Below are 19,334 nucleotides of genomic sequence, written 5' to 3' on the forward strand. Positions count from 1 at the left end.
TCAACCTGCTCAACCCACAACGGCATGTTGGCAAACTGCAATTTTCAATAATACTACCTGTACTTGGGATGTAACAGGAACGCAACCTACTCAACCCTCAACTGCGTGTGGGGAAACTGCAACCTTTAACAACACAACCTGTACTTGGGATGTAACAGGAACACAACCTGCTCAACCCACAACGGCATGTTGGCAAACTGCAATTTTCAATAATACTACCTGTACTTGGGATGTAACAGGAACGCAACCTACTCAACCCACAAAGGCATGTTGGGAAACTGCAACTTTCAATAACACTACCTGTAATTGGGACATATCAGGAACGCAGCCTACTGAACCAACAACACAATGTTGGGAAACCGCAACTTTCAATAGCACCACATGTACTTGGGATGTAACAGGAACGCAACCTACTAAACCCTCAACTGCGTGTGGGGAAACGGCAACTTTTAACAATACAACCTGTGCTTGGGACACAGTTGGAACGCAACCTACTGAACCAACAACACAATGTTGGGAAACCGCAACCTTCAATAACACAACCTGTACTTGGGATGTAACAGGAACACAACCTACTAAACCAACAACTGCGTGTTGGGAAACCGCAACTTTCAATAGCACATCATGTACTTGGGATGTCACAGGAACACAACCTTCTCAACCCACAACAGAATGCTGGGAAACAGTAACTTTCAATAATACAACCTGTACTTGGGATGTAACAGGAACGCAACCGACTCAACCCTCAACGGCATGTTGGGAAATAGCAATTTTTAATAACACAACCTGTACTTGGGATATAACAGGAACACAACCTTCTCAACCCACAACAGAATGCTGGGAAACAGTAACTTTCAATAATACAACCTGTACTTGGGATGTAACAGGAACGCAACCGACTCAACCCTCAACGGCATGTTGGGAAATAGCAATTTTTAATAACACAACCTGTACTTGGGATATAACAGGAACCCAACCTACTCAACCCACAACGGCATGTTGGGAAACAGCAACTTTCAATAACTCTACCTGTATTTGGGATATAATAGGAATACAACCTACTCAACCAATAACAGCATGTTGGGAAACCGCAACTTTTAACAACACAACCTGTATTTGGGAAGTATTAGGAATACAAGATCCAATGCCAACTGATTTAGAGTGTTGGGAGACAGCAACCTTCAATAATACAACCTGTTCTTGGGATATAACAGGAACGCAACCTACTCAACCAACAACACAATGTTGGGAAACCGCAACTTTCAACAACACAACTTGTACTTGGGATATAACGGGAACGCAACCTACTCAGCCATCAACAGCATGCTGGGAAACCGCAACTTTCAATAACACTACCTGTAATTGGAACATAACAGGAATACAACCTGCTCCTGTAGATATACTAGAAAGTGCAACAGTTTGCGATGGTTATATACTACCAACACTAACCATTGGTAATTACTTTTCTTCAACTCAAGGAACAGGTAAAAAGCTTAACGCAGGCGATAGCATTACGACGTCTCAAACTATTTTTATTTACACGGAAAACGGAACCTGTTTTGATGAATCTTCATTTAAAATAACTATTAATGAAACTGTAGACTTTTCTCTATCGGAAAATAATTTAGAAATTGAAAAACAAGATCTCACGGTTAATATGGTTAATCAATCGATAGTTTACGAATATTCAATTGATGGTTATAATTATCAAACCAGTAACCACTTTTCAGATATACCTGAAGGATTTTATAGCCTTTATGTTCATGATGTTAATGGTTGTCTAGAAAAAACTCTTCCGTTTCAAATCAAATTAATTCAATTTAGTATACCTAAATATTTCACACCTAATAACGATGGTTACCATGATACTTGGAAGGTTACCGATACTTCAAAGCGTATAAAATATATTCAAATTTTTGATAGATACGGTAAACTAATCAATCAATCTAACACAAATTCTCGGGGTTGGGACGGTTTATTTAAAGGCCACGAAATGCCTGTTAATGATTATTGGTTTGTAATAGTATTGCAATCTGGAAAGCAAATTCGTGGGCACTTTTCATTAAAGCGTTAATTAATAGGGTCCACTGCTCTATTCGATTCTAGTTGTTTTTAGTAAGGTATGTAAAGTACTAAAATCATTTCTATTTATGGAATGAGATAATTATATCTATCACCAAATTTATGCTTTTTATAAATCTTTGTTAAAAAAAAGAATGAACGTTCACTTTTTTATATCTTTGTATGAGATTTAGAACGAAATGGCAAAACTTCAAAAAAGTATAGATAAACGTAATGCATTGGTTAAAGCAACCATAGAGCTAGTAAACAACAATGGTTTCCATGCTACGCCTATGAGTAAAATTGCTAAAATGGCCAATGTATCGCCAGCAACTATATACTTATATTTTGAGAACAAACAAGATTTGGTAAATCAAACTTATATTGATGTAAAAGCAGAATACACCAAATATGCTTTTAACGATTTTGATACCACATTATCTGTTGAAGCTGGTTTTGAACACATCTGGAAACGTATTGCAGATTTTAAACTAAAAGAATCTGAGCACGCTATGTTTTTAGCCCAATGTGATAATACACCAATGATTGATGAACCTAGTAGACAAGAAGGCATAAAACACTTACAACCTCTACTCGAACTTTGGGAACGTGGAAAAAAAGAGGGTATTATTAAACCTTTGTCTAATTATCTATTATACGCCTATTCCATAAACCCGTTATCATTTTTAATGATTAATCAAAAACGTGGTGCTTTTCAATTAGACGAAACCCATTTAGAAGAGGCCTTTCAATCTGCTTGGAGCAGTATAAAAGTTTGTAAATAACATGAATAAAACAGCAATTATTTTAGGCGCAACTGGATTAACGGGAGGCATTTTATTGGAAAAATTAATAGCGGATAATAAGTACCAAAGTATCAAATTATTTTCTCGATCTAAAATAGAGGGTTTACCAAATAAAGTGACACAGTTTATAGGTAATCTATTAAATCTAGAGCAATTTAGAGCCGTTTTTACTGCAGATGAAGTATACTGCTGCATTGGAACAACTAAAGCAAAAACACCCGATAAAGACCATTATAAAGAAATAGATTATGGCATTCCTGTTACAGCTGCTAAGCTTTCAAAGGAAAATAATATTCAATCGTTTTTAGTGGTTTCTGCCTTAGGAGCAAACCCAAATAGCTCCGTGTTTTATAATAAAATAAAAGGCGAAATGGAACGAGATGTTCAAAAACAAAATATTAGAAACACGTTTATTTTAAGACCATCATTAATTGGTGGAGAGCGCAATGAAAGGCGAACACTAGAGAAAATAGGATTAACCATTTTTAAAGTGATTCAGCCTTTATTTAAAGGTAAATTAGAGCAATATAAAATCACAGAACCAAACGATATTGCTCAAGCCATGATAAATTTGGCTAACAGTACAAGTCATGCCGAAGTCATTATTACTTCAACCGATATTAAAAGAATTACAAAAAACTAAAATAGAAAAATTGAAAACTATGAATTTATTAGATCAGTTAAATTGGAGATACGCTACAAAAGCAATGAATGGTGAAAAAGTAGCCGAAGATAAAGTACAACGTATTTTGGAAGCGGCGCGTTTAGCGCCAACTTCAAGTGGTTTACAACCTTTCGAAATTATTGTTATTAAAAATCAAGATATTAAAGAAAAAATTAAACCGGTAGCTTGGAACCAATCTGTAATTACAGACTGCTCTCACCTACTCGTTTTTGCTGCTTGGGATACTTATACGGCAGATAGAATTAATTATATGTTCGATTTAACTAACAAAATTCGTGGATTTGAAAACGAAGGTTGGGAAAACTACAGACAACAACTACTTAATTCGTATCCGCAAAAGGACGCCGAAGAAAACTTTAACCATGCTGCAAAACAGGCTTACATAGCATTAGGAACAGCAATGGTTGCTGCAGCAGAATTAAAAGTAGATAGTACGCCTATGGAAGGCTTTAGTGCAGATGCTGTAGACGAAATTTTAGGATTACGCGAAAAAGGATTACGTAGCACCATGTTTCTAACATTAGGTTATAGAAATGAAGATGAAGATTGGTTATCAAGTCTTGTAAAGGTTAGAAAACCTATGGAAGATTTTATAACTGTAATAGAGTAAAAATAACAACTATGAGAAAGACCATTTTATTAAATAATAGACCACAAGGAAAACCTACAGTATCAAATTTTGAATTTGTTACTGAAGATTCTGAGCTTACAATTTCTGAAGGCGAAATACTTTTAGAGGCCGCTTACGTTTCTGTCGATCCTTATTTAAGAGGTCGAATGAGCGATGCTAAATCATACATACCTCCTTTCGAGCTTAATAAACCAGTACATTCTGGTGTTGTAGCAAAAGTAATCGCTTCAAAAAACAAAAATTTTAAGGAAGGCGATTATGTTTCTGGTATGCTAAATTGGAGCACGCAACAAATCTCGAATGGTGAAGGTTTAAATAAAGTAGACGGTTCTAAAGCGCCTTTAAGCACATACTTAGGTGTTTTAGGAATGACAGGATTAACCGCTTATTTAGGCTTAAACGAAATAGGAAAGCCACAAGCAGGAGAAACTATTGTAGTTTCCGGAGCTGCTGGAGCAGTTGGTAGTGTTGTTGGGCAAATAGCAAAAATATTAGGGCTTAACGTTATTGGAATTGCTGGAACAGATGAGAAAATTGACATGCTAAAAGACAAATTTGGGTTTGATGCAGGTATCAATTATAACACTAGTAAAGACATTAATGCTGACCTTGAAAAATTAGCACCAAATGGCGTTGATATTTATTTCGATAATGTTGGCGGACCTATTTCTGATGCTGTACTATTTAATATTAACCGTTTTGCGCGTATTATAATTTGCGGTGCTATTTCGGTTTATAATGAAACCGAATTACCTACCAGCTTAAGTGTACAGCCGTTTTTAGTTAAAAACAGCGCCTTAATGCAAGGGTTTATAGTCTCTAATTATGCTGAAAAATTTCCAGAAGCTATTCAGAAATTAGCGGGTTGGTTATCAGAAGGAAAACTAAAATACACCGAAACTATTGTTGAAGGTTTTGATAATATTCCAAGTGCTTTTATCGATTTATTTGAAGGTAAAAACAAAGGAAAAATGATAGTTAAAATTTAGATTTTAATAATTAAAAAGAAAAAGAAGATGAACAATTTTGAATTAAAAAACCCTACCAAAATTATTTTTGGAAAGGATACTATAGAAAAAGTAAAAGAAGAAATCCCTCAAGATGCTAAAGTATTACTGCTTTATGGTGGCGGAAGTATTAAGAAAAACGGTATCTACGAGCAAGTTAAAACAGCTTTAGCAAAGGTAGATGTTACCGAGTTTGGAGGTATTCCTGCAAACCCAGAATATGCGACTTTAATGGAAGCGTTACAGGTTATAAAAGATAAAAACATTACGTATTTATTAGCTGTTGGTGGTGGTTCTGTAATTGATGGAACTAAATTTTTATCTGCAGCAGCAGTTTACGACGGCGACACACCATGGGACATTTTAACTAAAAATATTAGAACAGAAAAAGGTATGCCTTTTGGTACGGTTTTAACTTTACCAGCAACAGGATCTGAAATGAATTCTGGAGCCGTTATTACAAGGGCAGAAACTAAAGAAAAGTTGGCTATGGGTGGACCTGGTTTATTTCCTGAGTTTTCTATTTTAGATCCTCAAGTAATTACCTCTATACCACAACGCCAATTGGCAAATGGCATAACAGATGCTTTTACACATGTTTTAGAGCAATACATGACGTATCCAATTGGTGCATTGTTACAAGATCGTTTTGCAGAAAGTATTTTACAAACTTTAGTGGAAATAGCGCCAACGGTTATTAAGGATCCAACGGACTACAAAGCGGCATCAAACTTTATGTGGAGTTGTACTATGGCTTTAAACGGATTAATCCAAAAAGGAGTTCCTGGAGATTGGGCGGTTCATGCTATGGGTCACGAATTAACAGCTTTATTTGGTATCGATCATGCACGTACGTTAGCTGTAATTGCTCCTAGCCATTACAAGTTTAATTTTGAAGCTAAAAAAGAAAAATTAGCACAATATGGTGAACGTGTTTGGAATATTACCGAAGGTAGCACAGACGATAAAGCCTATGCTGCTATTGAAAAAACAGTAGATTTTTTCCATGAATTAGGAATCGATACAAAACTATCGGATTACACTAAAGACTATGAAGGAACTGCTGAAGAAATTTCAAAACGATTTACAGATCGCGGGTGGACAGGTTTAGGAGAACACCAATCTTTATCGCCAGACAAAGTTGAAAAAATAGTAAAAATGGCATACTAGTTAAAAAAATGAACATTTTAAAAACAATAGCTTTAACGCTTACAATCATTACAGCTTCTAGTTGTAAAGACACAAAAAGCACAACACCTTCTGAAAACGTTTCAGAAGAAAAAACAGAATTAAAAAAAGAAAAAGATATGAAAGTATTATTTGTATTAACATCTCACGATAAACTAGGAGATACAGGAAAAAAAACAGGTTTTTGGGTTGAAGAATTTGCAAACCCGTATTACACATTATTAGATAAAGGTGTGGATATTACAATTGCTACACCTAACGGAGGTGCTGCTCCAATAGATCCAAGTAGTGACTCGCCAGATGCTGCAACGGAAGCTACAGAACGTTTTGATAAAGACGATGCTGCTAAAGCTAAAATTGCTAACACAAACAAATTATCTGATATGAATGTTGATGATTTTGATGCTGTATTTTATCCTGGAGGTCATGGACCGCTATGGGATTTAGCTAACGATGTAACTTCAATTGCTTTAATTGAAAAATTTAACGCTCAAGAAAAGCCAGTAGCATTTGTATGTCACGCACCCGCAGCTTTAAAAGGCGTAAAAAATAGCGATGGAACACCTTTAGTAAAAGGTAAAAAAGTAACAGGATTTACAAACAGCGAAGAGGCTGCCGTAGGTTTAACAGATGTAGTTCCATTTTTAGTAGAAGATATGCTTCAAGAAAATGGAGGTATTTACTCTAAAAAGGAAGATTGGTCGGCTTACGCTATTCAAGACGGTAATTTAATTACTGGACAAAATCCAGCATCATCAGAGTTAGTTGCAGAAAAATTACTTGAAGCTCTAAAATAAGCTAAGTATATGATGTAATTAAAAAGGTTATCCAATTTGGATAACCTTTTTAATTTTCTGCGCCTTAATCTTATTTAAAAAAGTATAATTAATCGTTTTTAAAAATGGTAAAGTAAAACGTAGAACCCACACCCTCTTTACTTTCAACCCAAATAGTACCCTTGTAATAACTTACTATCTTTTTAACAATGGATAGTCCAATTCCGGAAGAAGACCCTGTACTTTCCAATTTCGTAAAGACTTTAAAAATTTTATCAAAATAATCGGTATTAATTCCCATACCATTGTCTTTCACAAAAAACTCGTAGTTTTCATCCTTTTCAACGAAACCTAATTCTACCAAGCCACTATCTTTATCGCAATATTTTACAGCATTCTGAATTAAGTTTTGAAATACTTGCTTAAATCTCCAAGTATTTCCAAATACACTTGGTAAATCCTCTTGAATACTAATTTTAATATGTTCTGGTATTAACATGGTTTGTAATACCTCATTTATAATTAAGTTAAAATCTACTAGTTTATCCTCCTGTTCTAGTTTATCAATGGTAGAATAGTCTAAAATGCCTTTTATTAAAAAATCCATTTTTTCCACATTAAACAACACTTGTTCCAAAGGTTTAAAGGCCGTTTTATCTAAAACGTCTTTATTATCACTCATAAACCAACTCACTAATGTGTGAATATTAATTAATGGCGCTTTTAAATCATGCGATACAACATGTGCATATTCATTAAGTTCTTCGTTTTGAATAGACAAGCTATTTAATAATTCTTCCTTTTTCTTTTCTTGTGCTTTTATACGAGCTTCATATTCCTTCTTCTGAATAACATTAACAAGCATATTCGCGTAAACAAAAAGGATGTCCTGCTCGTTTTCAGAATAACTATTTAGTTTTTTAACCGAATCGAAACCAATAAAACCAATTAATTCGTTGTTTTTAATTTTAGGAATGGTAATTAAGCTTTTTATGCCTTGAGGTTCTAAAATAGCTCGTAAACCAAACTCGCCATCTTCCTCTAAAAGGCTTACATCTTCTACGTAAAAGGCTTCCCCTTTTTTATGAGACTCTAGCCAATGTGTTATATAATCTAGAGGTATATTCTGTAAGTTATCTATTTCAGGTTCTATATCACTAGCACACCATTCGTAAGTATTAGAACATGTATTGTTTACAAAATCATAAGAAAAGATATAACTTCTATCAGATTGGACAAACTCCCCTATTTGTTGTAATGATTCGCTAATTAATTTATCAATATCTGATAAATCTGAATTAATATACTTTGTAGAAATACTAATTAATAAGTCTTGAAAACGTAAATGCCTTTCTATAATTTTATCTTTCTCTAATTGCTTTGAATCTAAATTAATAGCGTTTTGGGTTGGTTCTGAACTTTTACTGTCTGTGTTTAGATTATCTTTTTGCATTCGACTATTTACATTTTAATAAAAGGAGCTTATTTGCTGCTAACGAATATAATATTTACATTTTTAATAGGAAAATGAAATGGTTTTATTTCATCGTAATATATTAGCCAAATAGCTTATTCTAATATTTTAGTTTTTATTAAAGTTAAAGCTGTGCTGGTTTGATTATATGTTTAATGAAAAAAGCCACTTAGTAGTGGCTTCTTAATTTTATAAATGCATGTTAATAGGTTAATCCTTATTTCCATGTTACAATATCTTCAAAATTTCTTCTAGATTTTCCGTGTGGTGGATCTTCTTTTCGGTAACCAAAAGCCACCATAAAAGATAATCCATATTTATCGGTATCCACACCAAATTTTTCTTTTAATAACGCTTCTGCTTTTTCTTGATGAAACCCTTCAATAGGACAACTATCAATACCTACTAATGCGGCCGACGTCATCATATTACCCAAAGCAATATAAGTTTGCTTTGAAGACCAATCGAATAATTTTTTATCGGTATCTAAATCGAAATCATTCTCTTGAAATTCTCTATAAAATTTTGAATACATTTCAATAACATCTTCCTGTAATTGTTTTACATCTTTCATCATGTGCATAATGTATTCAGAATCATGCTTTACCATAGGTGCCTTCATACTTAAGCCTAATACAAAATGACTTGCCGTATCCAACTTTAAAGGTGCTCCCCAAGCTACAGGTTTTAATAATTCGCGTAATTCTTGATCTTGAACTACTATAAAATGCCAAGGCTCGAAACCAAAACTACTTGGCGATAAATTAGCTGTTTTTAATATGAAATTAATGTCTTTGTCTGAAACCTTTTTAGTAGGATCAAATTCTTTTGTTGCATGTCTAAATTCAAATGCATTTAAAATGTCTTCTGTTTGGATATTTGGTGTACTCATTATTCTATTACTTTTTAATTGAGTTTTTTTTATACTATAACTTTTATAGTGACAAAAGTATATATAGTATTTAAATCTTGCAATAACGGTCAAAAATGATAGTATAAAATGATTTATAAAAACACTGATTCTCAATTAATTAAAAATAAAAAAATAAACTATAAAAAGTATAGCTTTATACATTTAGGATACATTACTAATTTAACAAATAGTAGATTGGGGGCTTTTATAAGTGATTATAAAAGGAATTTTAAATAAATGCTTTAAAAAATGACATACCTATTTATAAAATAGATATGCCATTTTGTTATTTAATTGATGATTCTAGTCTTCATCATCTAATTCCTCATCAACAGGGCAACAACGGTATTCCTGAGATTTTTCTAGTAGTTCTACTTGTTTCTCCAACAATTTATTTCGAAGTTTTTTATGTTCAAGATCTAACTTTATTTCTTCCATTAAGCCCTCTTCACAAACATTACAACTATCCAAACAGCCTTTTACTACAACACCTGCCGTAGGAATAGAAGTTTTATACTCAAAGGAAAATTCGGCAATGGTTTGTTCTGTAGTTCCACCGTCTTTGGTTAATATATTTGCTGCTATCAAATTATTTTTAACGTTTTCTAATGCTTTTACACGAACGTTTTCTGATAGCGGTTGAATAACACTATATCTTGAGTTAGATGCTACATATGCAGCCGAATAGCGTAAGTTATTATCGTTATTAATGGCTTTTATTTCTTTAATTTTTTCAGGTAGTTTACTTGAAGTCGCTAAAACTGCTGTTGGCACTACAGAGAGTTTTGCATTTGTTAAAATTGGCTTATTTACCACGCTACTAGGTGTTGCCTGATCAATAACACGAGTTTTAATAGTTTTGATACTTACTTTTGTAGTTTGCTGTTTATCTACTTGATAAAACAAGTAACTTACCGAATGGCATCTATTTTCATTATGGAAGGTTCTACTACTGCTTTCTACATGACTTTCACTTTCTCCTTCGGCATGGGTTTTAGTAGATACTTCTCCTACCTGAATAGCGCTCGATTCTCGAGTCATTTGTATGGATTTATTATGGCTCGCCTCGGCATGAATGCTTAATTCGCGCATAAAATCTTTAGTTGAAGAGGCATCAAAACTACCAGAAATTGTTGCAGATGGACCATTTACTATAGTTCCTAGAAGTCCGCTTGTAGAGGCATCAGTACTAGCGCTTCCACTATTGGATGTACTGGAATTAATATCTTCTCGACTATCCAAATCGGACATAAATTTCTCGTATGAGTCTAAATAATACTGTTCTTCTGCAGATTGCTCATGTCTGTAGGATAATTGAGTTTCGCTATCAAAAGAAAATCTGGAGCGACGATCTTGTGTGTATAAGCGCACTTTTTCTCCTGGTAATAAAGTGGTACTGTACACTAAATTACCTAACTGTAAAGGGCCCGAACATCTTTCAACCCTTACATGTAGTGCTACTTCAACAGGTACTCTTTGCGATTGGTTGTCCAACTTTACATCGGTGTAATGGGTTAAGCGGTACACAAAATCTAAGTAATCACATGTTTTGCCGTCTGGTAATTCCGGACAACACCCATTCTTGTTTTCAACTTTCATAATAAATGATTTAAAAATTAGGCTGCATTAACTGGTTGGTTAATGATTCATAGTTCGCGGCAGCTTTTTAGCGCGATATGTTTTTAGCTAATAATCATGTGAGGAAACAAATGTAGTGGCTAGGACACGCACTATCAAGAGGAAATTCATCCTTTTAATAAGGGAAATACCTTTTGATTTTTCAGGGTTTTTCCTGATAATATAAAAGTGTAGATAATAGCCTTTTTTGGAAAACAAGAAATGTGTTATTACTCAAATTTTAAAAGGTTATCTAGTTTTTTTACAACCTCTGAAGGATCTTTTAGGCGTTCTTCAAGCGATCTTACTGCATCGATGCTTAAATATCTACCTAACGGTATTAAAGGTTTGAATAATGTATCACTTCCAGGATTTGGTAAGGATGTTCGTTTGGATTCTATACGATAACAGTCTGGATGAGAATTAATAAACTCATCGGCGTGAGCAAATATAGCATTAACAGCCATTTGAGCTGGTGAAGTAAGCTGGCTGTAATAATCTATCGCTTCGTTTTTGCTTTCTGCTTCGCTATTATTAGTAATTATAAGATGTTTAATTTTGTATTTCCCTTGTAAAAGCGAATCCTTAGTTAAACCTTTTATTAGTGCCGCTTCAAGGTAATTGGTAACGGTTCCTCCAATATTGTCGTAATAACCGCCATCGCCAAATTGTCCAATGCCAGAAACCCGACCATTTGGGCTTAAATAAGGAAATCTAGCGGTTAACAACATGGCAGCCGATCGTTTTATCATTTTTGAGCTTTCATTCTTTTTTGCATATTCTGAGAGCAGATCGTTAAATCCCGACTCGCGAGGTTTAGTGGTATTAAACTTAACCGGACTCATTAGATATAACTGCCCTGTTTGCACATGGGTGGTTGTAGTTACCATTATAGGTGGAGTAAATGTACCCCCTTTTTTAGGCATAATGTCTAAATACGGTCTTTTTAGTAAACCCACATTAAACAAGGAATCGAAAGTGGCTTCCCATTCGGTTTCTGTTATTTTTCCTCGGTCTAGATAAAAGTTTAAATGAAGAATACTTGCCACAATATCTCTACCTAAAAGTCCTGCAACAGACGAAGAAATATAGTCTTTTTGATAAAATACGCTAGCCTTATAATAAAAATCGTTTTCGTTTAAAATACTATCGCTTTCTTGTGCTAAAAATAGATTGTTCTGGTAGTTGTCTTTATTAGCATACGCCTGAATATAAAACATATTACTACCCACGCTACCTCCCGAAGCTCCTGTTATAGAAAAAAGGTGTTTCTTAAAATAATTTTCATTTTTGCCATATAAATAACTGTGTACTAAAAAAGTCCAAAGACCTGCTCTTGAACCTCCGCCTTCTGCCGAAACTAAAACAATAGGAAATGGCGCTTTATTAGTAGCATTTAAAATGTCTTGTCTTCGCTCTAAAATGTATTGATCTACGTAAGTTTCAAGGTTTAAACGACTGTCTGGATGAATGTTTTCTGAATCTACAGTACTAACTTCATAATGTGTAAAACAATTACTTTTTGCCACAAAAACGGTCATTAAAATAGAACCAAAAAATACGATTGTTAAAATGGGCCATTTCTTTCTTTTGCCATATAAATTTAGTCCTAAAAAAATGGTGTACTGCCCAATAATACACACCATAATTATAACCATTGGTGTTAAGTATTTTAAATAATGTAATTCCGGATCAATAAGCATTACAATATACATAAGCACCATACTAAATGTAAAAAGATAGGCCAATGGAATGCCATAGTTTTCCTTAAACCAGAGAATTTTTTCGTTATACGAAATACTAAAAACAAAAAACAATACACTTAAACAGGCCATAGACCAGAACAAATTTTTAATATCTTGTTCGGTGCCTCCAATGTTTACAAAACCTAGTATTAAAATTATAGCCAAGGAAATGGCCACTATAATTATGGGTAACCACTTTCTGTTCGATTTCCATTTTAAAACCCCCTTTAGGAACATGCCGAGTCTTGGGTTTGTTATTGCTACTAAAAAAAGGGTTAACAATAAAAAGAAATACTTAAAGGTTATATACTCGCCAAACAAGTGGTAGTAGGTGTTTTCTACTGAAAAGGTAATACTTAAAATCATAAAAATACCTAGTATTTTGGTATACATCCTTTCCACATAAATTTTAGGATCTTCGGTCAACTCATCAATGATTTTATTGTGAATTTGACTATTGGGATTTGGTGAAACATTACTTTTTTCAATGCTTATTTCTTTAGAATCCTTAGGGTTAATGGCTTTAACAACTTTTCTGCGTAGCCTAATGTCTTTAGATGCTATGCTGCCATCAGCTTCAGCTTTAAAACTCTTTTTAACTGATTCAATTTTAATTAAATTACCGTAACTAATAAGTAAGCCCATTACTAAAATGGACGTATAAAAAATAGGCATTACTATAAAATCGTTATGGTCTTGTAGCTGTATGATTACAACTGTAAGATCACTTAGGTGAGGCATTCTGAAAATAACAAATAGAACAAAAACAAATACTAAAGGAAATGCATGTTTTATAATGGCGTGTATTAAGTATTTAAGCCATTGAGAAAAACTTGTTTTATTTTTATGGTTAGTTTCCATATATCTATTTCTTTTTGGTTTCCTCCTCCTCTGCAGGTATGGGCTTTTTTGATTGAAACTTATCTACAAATGAAGTTAAATTAGTGGCGTATCCTACCATGAATTGAGGGTATATACTATTTGTATCGGTATGGAAATAAGAACCTAATTTTGCATATACACCACCAACAGAAGTTTTTGGATTAGTAAGCCAATAGAAGTTAGCTTCTAGGTTAATTATATTATATGGCATAGATAAAAAATGGTCTTTACCTGTATTTGATAGTAAAGTTTTTGAAAAAGAAAGTTCATTAATGGTATCATCTCCAGCATAATTTAAATCTTCTAGACTAAATGTAATATCTGCACCAAAATTAGATTGTGGTCTTATTTCAAAATTTAAATAAGGGCCGTGAGCAACAGAAAATAGTTGTTTGGTAAAGATTTTATCTTCTTCATTATCTACAATATTAGTTAATTTAAAACCAGTTCTATAAAAGCCAGCGCTATAACCAAGTCCTATGTTTGTAAAAAAACCTTTGGCTTCATGCGTTAGTACTTCTAAAGATAGTTTACCATATAAATTGTTTTTTCGCAATAAATCGAAATTATTAAATTGCTCTTCATCTTTAATATTTATAAACCGGTTTTCGTCATCGAAGCTATTTTGCATTGAAAAATTTGTAACCGCTGTAAACTGCCTTATGGGAGTAAGTTTCGATATATTTCTTAAATTTAATGGCATTAATATTCTCGCTTGAGCATTAACTAAAGAATTTGGAGATTCGGTATTAAACCCCATAAGATCTGAATAAATTATAGCCGTAAAAAAATCGAAAAAGCGTCTTTCTTCTATTTTGACTTTATGTGTACTTTTGCCTTCTGTTTTAAATAAAACCTTTTTATCGTTGGCGACTGAGTAACTATATGAATCTTTATAATTTAGAAAATCGAAAATATCATTGTAATCTATCTCTATTTTTGTTCTTTGACCAAAAACATCTTTTTCTGGCATAAATGTAGAAACTCTACTTCCGTAAATATTAAAATATCTAATAGGTACAGAAAACTCTGAATTAATAAAAATTAAATCTATGCTTTCATTTAGCTCTGCTCTAATTTTTATTGTTGCAGCCTTGTTATTAAAAAATTGGACCGTTGCAGACGTTACTTTTAAATTTCCCGTTCCGTTCGATGTTTCACTTTTGAAATCCTTACAGCAATACTTGCTGCTTTCGGTACGTTGCGATAGTACTTGATAATACACCAAAGTGGTATTTTTAAATATTTCCTTTATAGTTTCATCTTCAATAAAAGCTTTTTTTCCTTCTTCAGCTTTAATGATTAAATATTGGTACATGGTCGATTCCCTATCTAAAGCCATAAAAGCGGCTTCATCTTTTGTGCTTAAATTTTGAATGTTATTATTTATTAAAGATTCCTCATTTAGCTGTTCTTTTAACTTCTTTAACTTTAGTTTATAATGCGTTATTTGATAAGGTATATTCTTATCGATATTCAGAATTAATTGGCCCGAGTAATTATCTTCAGCTGTATCAATACTTCTTAAAATATTTTTAGCTTCTGAAAGTTCTTTACGAATTTCCTTTTCATCATGAGTCTTTACTTTTTCAAGAATTTTTTGAATAGAATCATTGTATTGTGTTCCTACAGGTGAAGATTCTGATATTAAATCTATTCCAAATTCGTTTTTTAAATTCAATTTTACCGCAAAAACAAAAGTTTCGGGATCCATATCTTTTAGATATTCAACAGACTTTTTACAATCATCCGATTTACAAATTTGCATGTCGAATGTAGCGTCTTTAGAGTCTATTCTAAATTCAAATATGGAATCTTCAATTTTAAGTGTCTTTATTAACGTTAACTTGGTTTGAGCCTTAGGCTTTTCTGCTTCGGCAATTGGTTCCTTTTGTGACTCTGATTTTTGCTCTTCTGCAACTGTTGTATCATTGCTGCCTTGACTAAAAAGAATATTACATAAAGAAAAAAGGATAAAAGTGAATAGCTTGGTTTTCATAATAAGTTGGTTTGGTTATACAATAGTTTATATATTGACATTGTTTTAAATCAAAATACCCCATACAGGGAAAAACATAAACTGTGCTATTGTAATTGCTATTAGGAAAACTAACCACTAAAATGGTTGTAATAAATATAGGGAAAATAATTTAATGGCGTGTTTTAAAACTCGTTTCTAGGCTATTGCTTGTCAAAATATAAAGATTTCATATTAAGATTCTTCCATATCTTGTTCTATCCTAAAAATTATAAACTCTGCTGGCCTGATAATTGAAACGCCTACCAAAATTATCATTTTACCTTCTAAAATATCTCGAGCAGTCATTGTTTGTCCTAAACCTACTTGAACAAAATATGCTTTCTCTGGCTGAGAACCAACAAAAGCACCATCACGCCATAGCGCTTTTAAATAATTCGAAATCATGTTTTTAACAGCACCCCATGTAGTAGTATCATTCGGTTCAAAAACAAACGGCTTTAAACCTGTTTTAATAGATTTTTTTACATGAAGAATGGTACGATGGACGCTTACATAACGATATTCATTACTATTACCAGCTAAAGTTCGCGCACCCCAAACAAGAGTGCCTCTACCTGTATAATAATTTATCGCATTTATAGATTTTCCTGAAACAGCATCGACATTTAAAAGCTCTTGTTCTACCCTAGATAATTGTACCGTTGGTTTTATAACAGAATTTACAGATACGCCGGCAGGAGCTTTCCAAATACCTTTGTTATTATCTGTGGCAACATAAATTCCTGCTATGGCGCCACATGGAGGAATACGGTTTTTTAAAACCTTAACAGCTTTAATAATGGATTTATATGTTAAGCAAACGGATAACAACGCTATATGCAGGTTATGCTTAATATCTGCTGTAATATCATTTATTTTAAGATGTTCATCAATTATATCGTTGGCTCTATTTTCTGGTAATAATTGTTTTAACTCATCTAATTGAAGATTAATATCTAGGAAAGTGGGGTCACTCCTATCAATATTCGCTTCTAACCATGGATAATATACAGCGCCGAATTTTAAATTTTGAGTCCCAATTTGCCCTCTAAAATGTGTAATAACATCAGTAGTTGCTTGTCCTACTATTTGTTTTTGAAAACCATTATGAATATCCAAAACAGCAAAACGGTTACCCATTTCGAAACAGTGGCTTAGCATCTCTTGATAAACTTGATAGCATTGCACCGAAGGCAGATTTACAGCATCTGGAATAACTATAATGGTAGGCTCAATATAGTTTTTGAGTGCATTTAAGCCACCTTCTAAAATATTGCCATTTACGATTTTGGTACCTAATAAATCATCAGCATCAGCAGTAACAGATGAGGTATCACCATAAGTTCCTACCGAAACAATATAGCAGTCCTTACCTCCATTATCGTAAAAAAGCTTTATACTTGGAAACATATACGCTTTGTGATTAGGCACATAATCCACTACTTTTTTACCACTTTTAACTTTAATAGGTATACCAGAACCATTTGGTAGCGGATCTAAAATATCAAATTTAGAATTAAAACCTACTCCAAATACGCTAACATACTCAGCAAAAGATCTGATTTTTGTAGGTATATTTAATACGGATTCCTCGTTTATTGAAGCCTTTTCAGTGTAGCCAATAAAAGCCGGAACAGCAGTTGGTAAATCTGAAATTGAGTGAAGCAAAGAGTTTTGCTCCTGAATGTATACTCCTGGGTATCGTAAAATTGCAGCCATTATTTACATATTTACTTTAATTTAAATAGTATTTTGTGCTATAATTTAGGCTTCTTTAAAATAGGGATAAATGGTAATTTTATTGGCGATAATTTAAAAGGTGCAATAACTTCTCCTTTATTATTTAGAACCTTAAAACGTTGATATTCTAGCTCTACGGTTTCTATTAATATTTTAGTGTCTTGGGCATGAAGTTCTTCAACACCCCAAGCTACAGGTAAGGCTTTTTCTATTTGCCAGCCACTTATAATCTCATGGTCGGCATTAAGCAAATTAACGGTTAAGTTTGTGGCTTGTTTGATATTGTTATTAATAGCATCCATACACCAAGCCACTAAATTAGAATCCGGTTGATAAGCACGTTTTAAAACAAGATTATCATATTTAACCTGCTTTTTGCCTTCGTTTTCAATAATTCGAGCTTGAAGTCCTTGAACCGATTGAAAACTAACATCGTTACTAAGTGTCTTACTGTGAAAATGAACAGCAAAGTGCATATTTAATGGAGGATAGTTAATTTTTGCCATAACTAATTACCTAAACGTTCCATTATAAAACCTTCATGCGCCAACTCCAAAGTTTCAATAAGAATCTCGCTTTTTAGCGCATTGAGTTCGGAGAAATTAATTTCTATAGGCCATGCATTTTTAACTTTCCAAACAATACTTGGTTCGTGTTGATGATTTAATAGCTTTATTGTTATATCGCGTTTCTCAACAATTAATCCAATATTATTAAACCAACTAAAACTTGTGTTATCGTCTTTTAATGCACCTCGTTTTAATACAATGTTCGAATACTTTTTTAGTCCTGGTATTTTAATTGGACTATAAGTCGGATCTGCACCACTTCTATATTCTAAAATTTCATGTTTGGCTTTAAGACCACTTATTTCAGAAAAACCACCAATCATATCACTAAAATCAACACTAAAATGAAAATTTACTACGGGTTCATTACTCATAACAATCGAATTTAAAATTTATAACCTCCTGTTTATAAAGGTAATAAAAATTAACACGAGTATTAGAATACTATCTAACAAATAATTAAATCGGTAATAAATTAAGTGAAGTACAAAAAGATCATTCCAATTAAAGATGTGGCATTTTTTTTAAAAAATCTGCTTGATACTAAGCCATTAAATTAAATGAAATTTTAATACCTTGAATAATCATACCTGTTCCGATAATGGCAATAATAAGTCCCATAATTTTTCCTATTACAGAAATGACATTGTTACCAACCATTTTAACAATCCAGTCGCTTAAACGAAAGGTGAAATAGGTTAACAAGCTCATAGAACCAAAAATAGCAATCACTAAAAAAATATGAATAGTTTCAACATTAGCCACGAAGTTCATAGCTGTTACAATAGTGCCAGGACCTGCTAAAATTGGAATTGCTAATGGCGACACAGCAATATTCTCGTCTATATTTACATTATCAATGGTTTTAACATTGGATGTTTTAGACTGTAACATATCAAACCCAATAAAAAATATTAAGATACCACCTGTAATTTTAAAGGCAGGAATACTAATATTAAATAACTCGAAAATATATTTACCTAAAAGCACAAAAACTGCAACAATAATAAAGGCTATTAAATTTGACCTCTTATTTATATCATGCTTTGTTTTCGCATCGGCACCTTGAGTTAACGAAACAAAAACCGTCATATTAGAAATCGGGTTCGTAATAGCAAAAAAAGCTGTAAATACGGTTATTGAGAATGTAACTAAGTTATCCATGTTATGCAAAAATTTATTGTAAAGTAATAATACGTTTTAAAGTTTCTTTCATATAC

16 protein-coding genes are annotated in these 19,334 nt (G+C 33.0%); 7 read left to right on the top strand and 9 right to left on the bottom strand.

The genetic code is table 11. The features are described 5' to 3' along the window. The 7 genes from HNQ90_RS09130 to HNQ90_RS09160 all read left to right on the top strand — a co-directional run. Nucleotides 1–2,074: T9SS type B sorting domain-containing protein (locus tag HNQ90_RS09130; protein WP_183822320.1), on the top strand; the 2,074-nt coding region annotated here is incomplete at its 5' end. A 187-nt stretch (nucleotides 2,075–2,261) separates the two neighbouring features. Further along, on the top strand, nucleotides 2,262–2,846 hold the full coding sequence (locus HNQ90_RS09135) for a TetR/AcrR family transcriptional regulator (RefSeq protein ID WP_144117956.1): 585 nt from the start codon (nucleotides 2,262–2,264) through the stop codon (nucleotides 2,844–2,846). Between the two features lies 1 nt (nucleotide 2,847). Next, nucleotides 2,848–3,510, top strand: a complete 663-nt coding sequence (locus HNQ90_RS09140) for an NAD(P)H-binding protein (protein WP_144117957.1) — start codon at nucleotides 2,848–2,850, stop codon at nucleotides 3,508–3,510. A 19-nt stretch (nucleotides 3,511–3,529) separates the two neighbouring features. Further along, nucleotides 3,530–4,162, top strand: coding sequence for an NAD(P)H-dependent oxidoreductase (locus HNQ90_RS09145; protein ID WP_144117958.1), 633 nt, complete (start codon nucleotides 3,530–3,532; stop codon nucleotides 4,160–4,162). Between the two features lie 11 nt (nucleotides 4,163–4,173). Next, nucleotides 4,174–5,172, top strand: coding sequence for an NADP-dependent oxidoreductase (locus HNQ90_RS09150; RefSeq protein ID WP_144117959.1), 999 nt, complete (start codon nucleotides 4,174–4,176; stop codon nucleotides 5,170–5,172). A gap of 27 nt (nucleotides 5,173–5,199) precedes the next feature. Continuing rightward, nucleotides 5,200–6,360: an iron-containing alcohol dehydrogenase gene (locus HNQ90_RS09155; RefSeq protein ID WP_144117960.1), complete on the top strand. Its 1,161-nt coding sequence runs from the start codon at nucleotides 5,200–5,202 to the stop codon at nucleotides 6,358–6,360. An 8-nt stretch (nucleotides 6,361–6,368) separates the two neighbouring features. Then, nucleotides 6,369–7,175: a type 1 glutamine amidotransferase domain-containing protein gene (locus HNQ90_RS09160; RefSeq protein ID WP_172625924.1), complete on the top strand. Its 807-nt coding sequence runs from the start codon at nucleotides 6,369–6,371 to the stop codon at nucleotides 7,173–7,175. 88 nt (nucleotides 7,176–7,263) lie between these two features. Here the strand turns inward: HNQ90_RS09160 and HNQ90_RS09165 are convergent, their stop codons facing one another. The 9 genes from HNQ90_RS09165 to HNQ90_RS09205 all read right to left on the bottom strand — a co-directional run bounded on the left by HNQ90_RS09165 (nucleotide 7,264) and on the right by HNQ90_RS09205 (nucleotide 19,278). Then, nucleotides 7,264–8,607: a sensor histidine kinase gene (locus HNQ90_RS09165; RefSeq protein WP_144117961.1), complete on the bottom strand. Its 1,344-nt coding sequence runs from the start codon at nucleotides 8,605–8,607 to the stop codon at nucleotides 7,264–7,266. Nucleotides 8,608–8,845: 238 nt separating this feature from the next. Continuing rightward, a complete protein-coding gene (locus HNQ90_RS09170; RefSeq protein WP_144117962.1) occupies nucleotides 8,846–9,520 on the bottom strand; it encodes an NAD(P)H-dependent oxidoreductase in 675 nt (224 codons plus the stop codon). A gap of 324 nt (nucleotides 9,521–9,844) precedes the next feature. After that, the gene (locus HNQ90_RS09175) at nucleotides 9,845–11,140 is read right to left on the bottom strand and encodes a hypothetical protein (protein WP_144117963.1); all 1,296 of its coding nucleotides are present in this window, start codon (nucleotides 11,138–11,140) and stop codon (nucleotides 9,845–9,847) included. 248 nt (nucleotides 11,141–11,388) lie between these two features. After that, nucleotides 11,389–13,764 (bottom strand): hypothetical protein, encoded by a 2,376-nt coding sequence (locus tag HNQ90_RS09180; protein ID WP_144117964.1) that lies wholly within the window; start codon nucleotides 13,762–13,764, stop codon nucleotides 11,389–11,391. A 4-nt stretch (nucleotides 13,765–13,768) separates the two neighbouring features. Next, nucleotides 13,769–15,784: a hypothetical protein gene (locus HNQ90_RS09185; protein ID WP_144117965.1), complete on the bottom strand. Its 2,016-nt coding sequence runs from the start codon at nucleotides 15,782–15,784 to the stop codon at nucleotides 13,769–13,771. A gap of 213 nt (nucleotides 15,785–15,997) precedes the next feature. Next, nucleotides 15,998–17,524, bottom strand: a complete 1,527-nt coding sequence (locus HNQ90_RS09190; protein ID WP_144117966.1) for a phage tail sheath family protein — start codon at nucleotides 17,522–17,524, stop codon at nucleotides 15,998–16,000. 38 nt (nucleotides 17,525–17,562) lie between these two features. Continuing rightward, complete coding sequence (locus HNQ90_RS09195) at nucleotides 17,563–18,051, bottom strand: phage tail protein (RefSeq protein WP_144117967.1); 489 nt, start codon at nucleotides 18,049–18,051, stop codon at nucleotides 17,563–17,565. Between the two features lie 2 nt (nucleotides 18,052–18,053). Beyond that, on the bottom strand, nucleotides 18,054–18,488 hold the full coding sequence (locus tag HNQ90_RS09200) for a phage tail protein (protein WP_144117968.1): 435 nt from the start codon (nucleotides 18,486–18,488) through the stop codon (nucleotides 18,054–18,056). Nucleotides 18,489–18,657: 169 nt separating this feature from the next. After that, complete coding sequence (locus tag HNQ90_RS09205) at nucleotides 18,658–19,278, bottom strand: MarC family protein (protein WP_144117969.1); 621 nt, start codon at nucleotides 19,276–19,278, stop codon at nucleotides 18,658–18,660. Nucleotides 19,279–19,334 lie beyond the last annotated feature (56 nt).

Origin of the sequence: Algibacter amylolyticus (genome assembly GCF_014202225.1) — a bacterium.
In the GTDB taxonomy this organism is placed as follows: Bacteria; Bacteroidota; Bacteroidia; order Flavobacteriales; family Flavobacteriaceae; genus Algibacter_B; species Algibacter_B amylolyticus.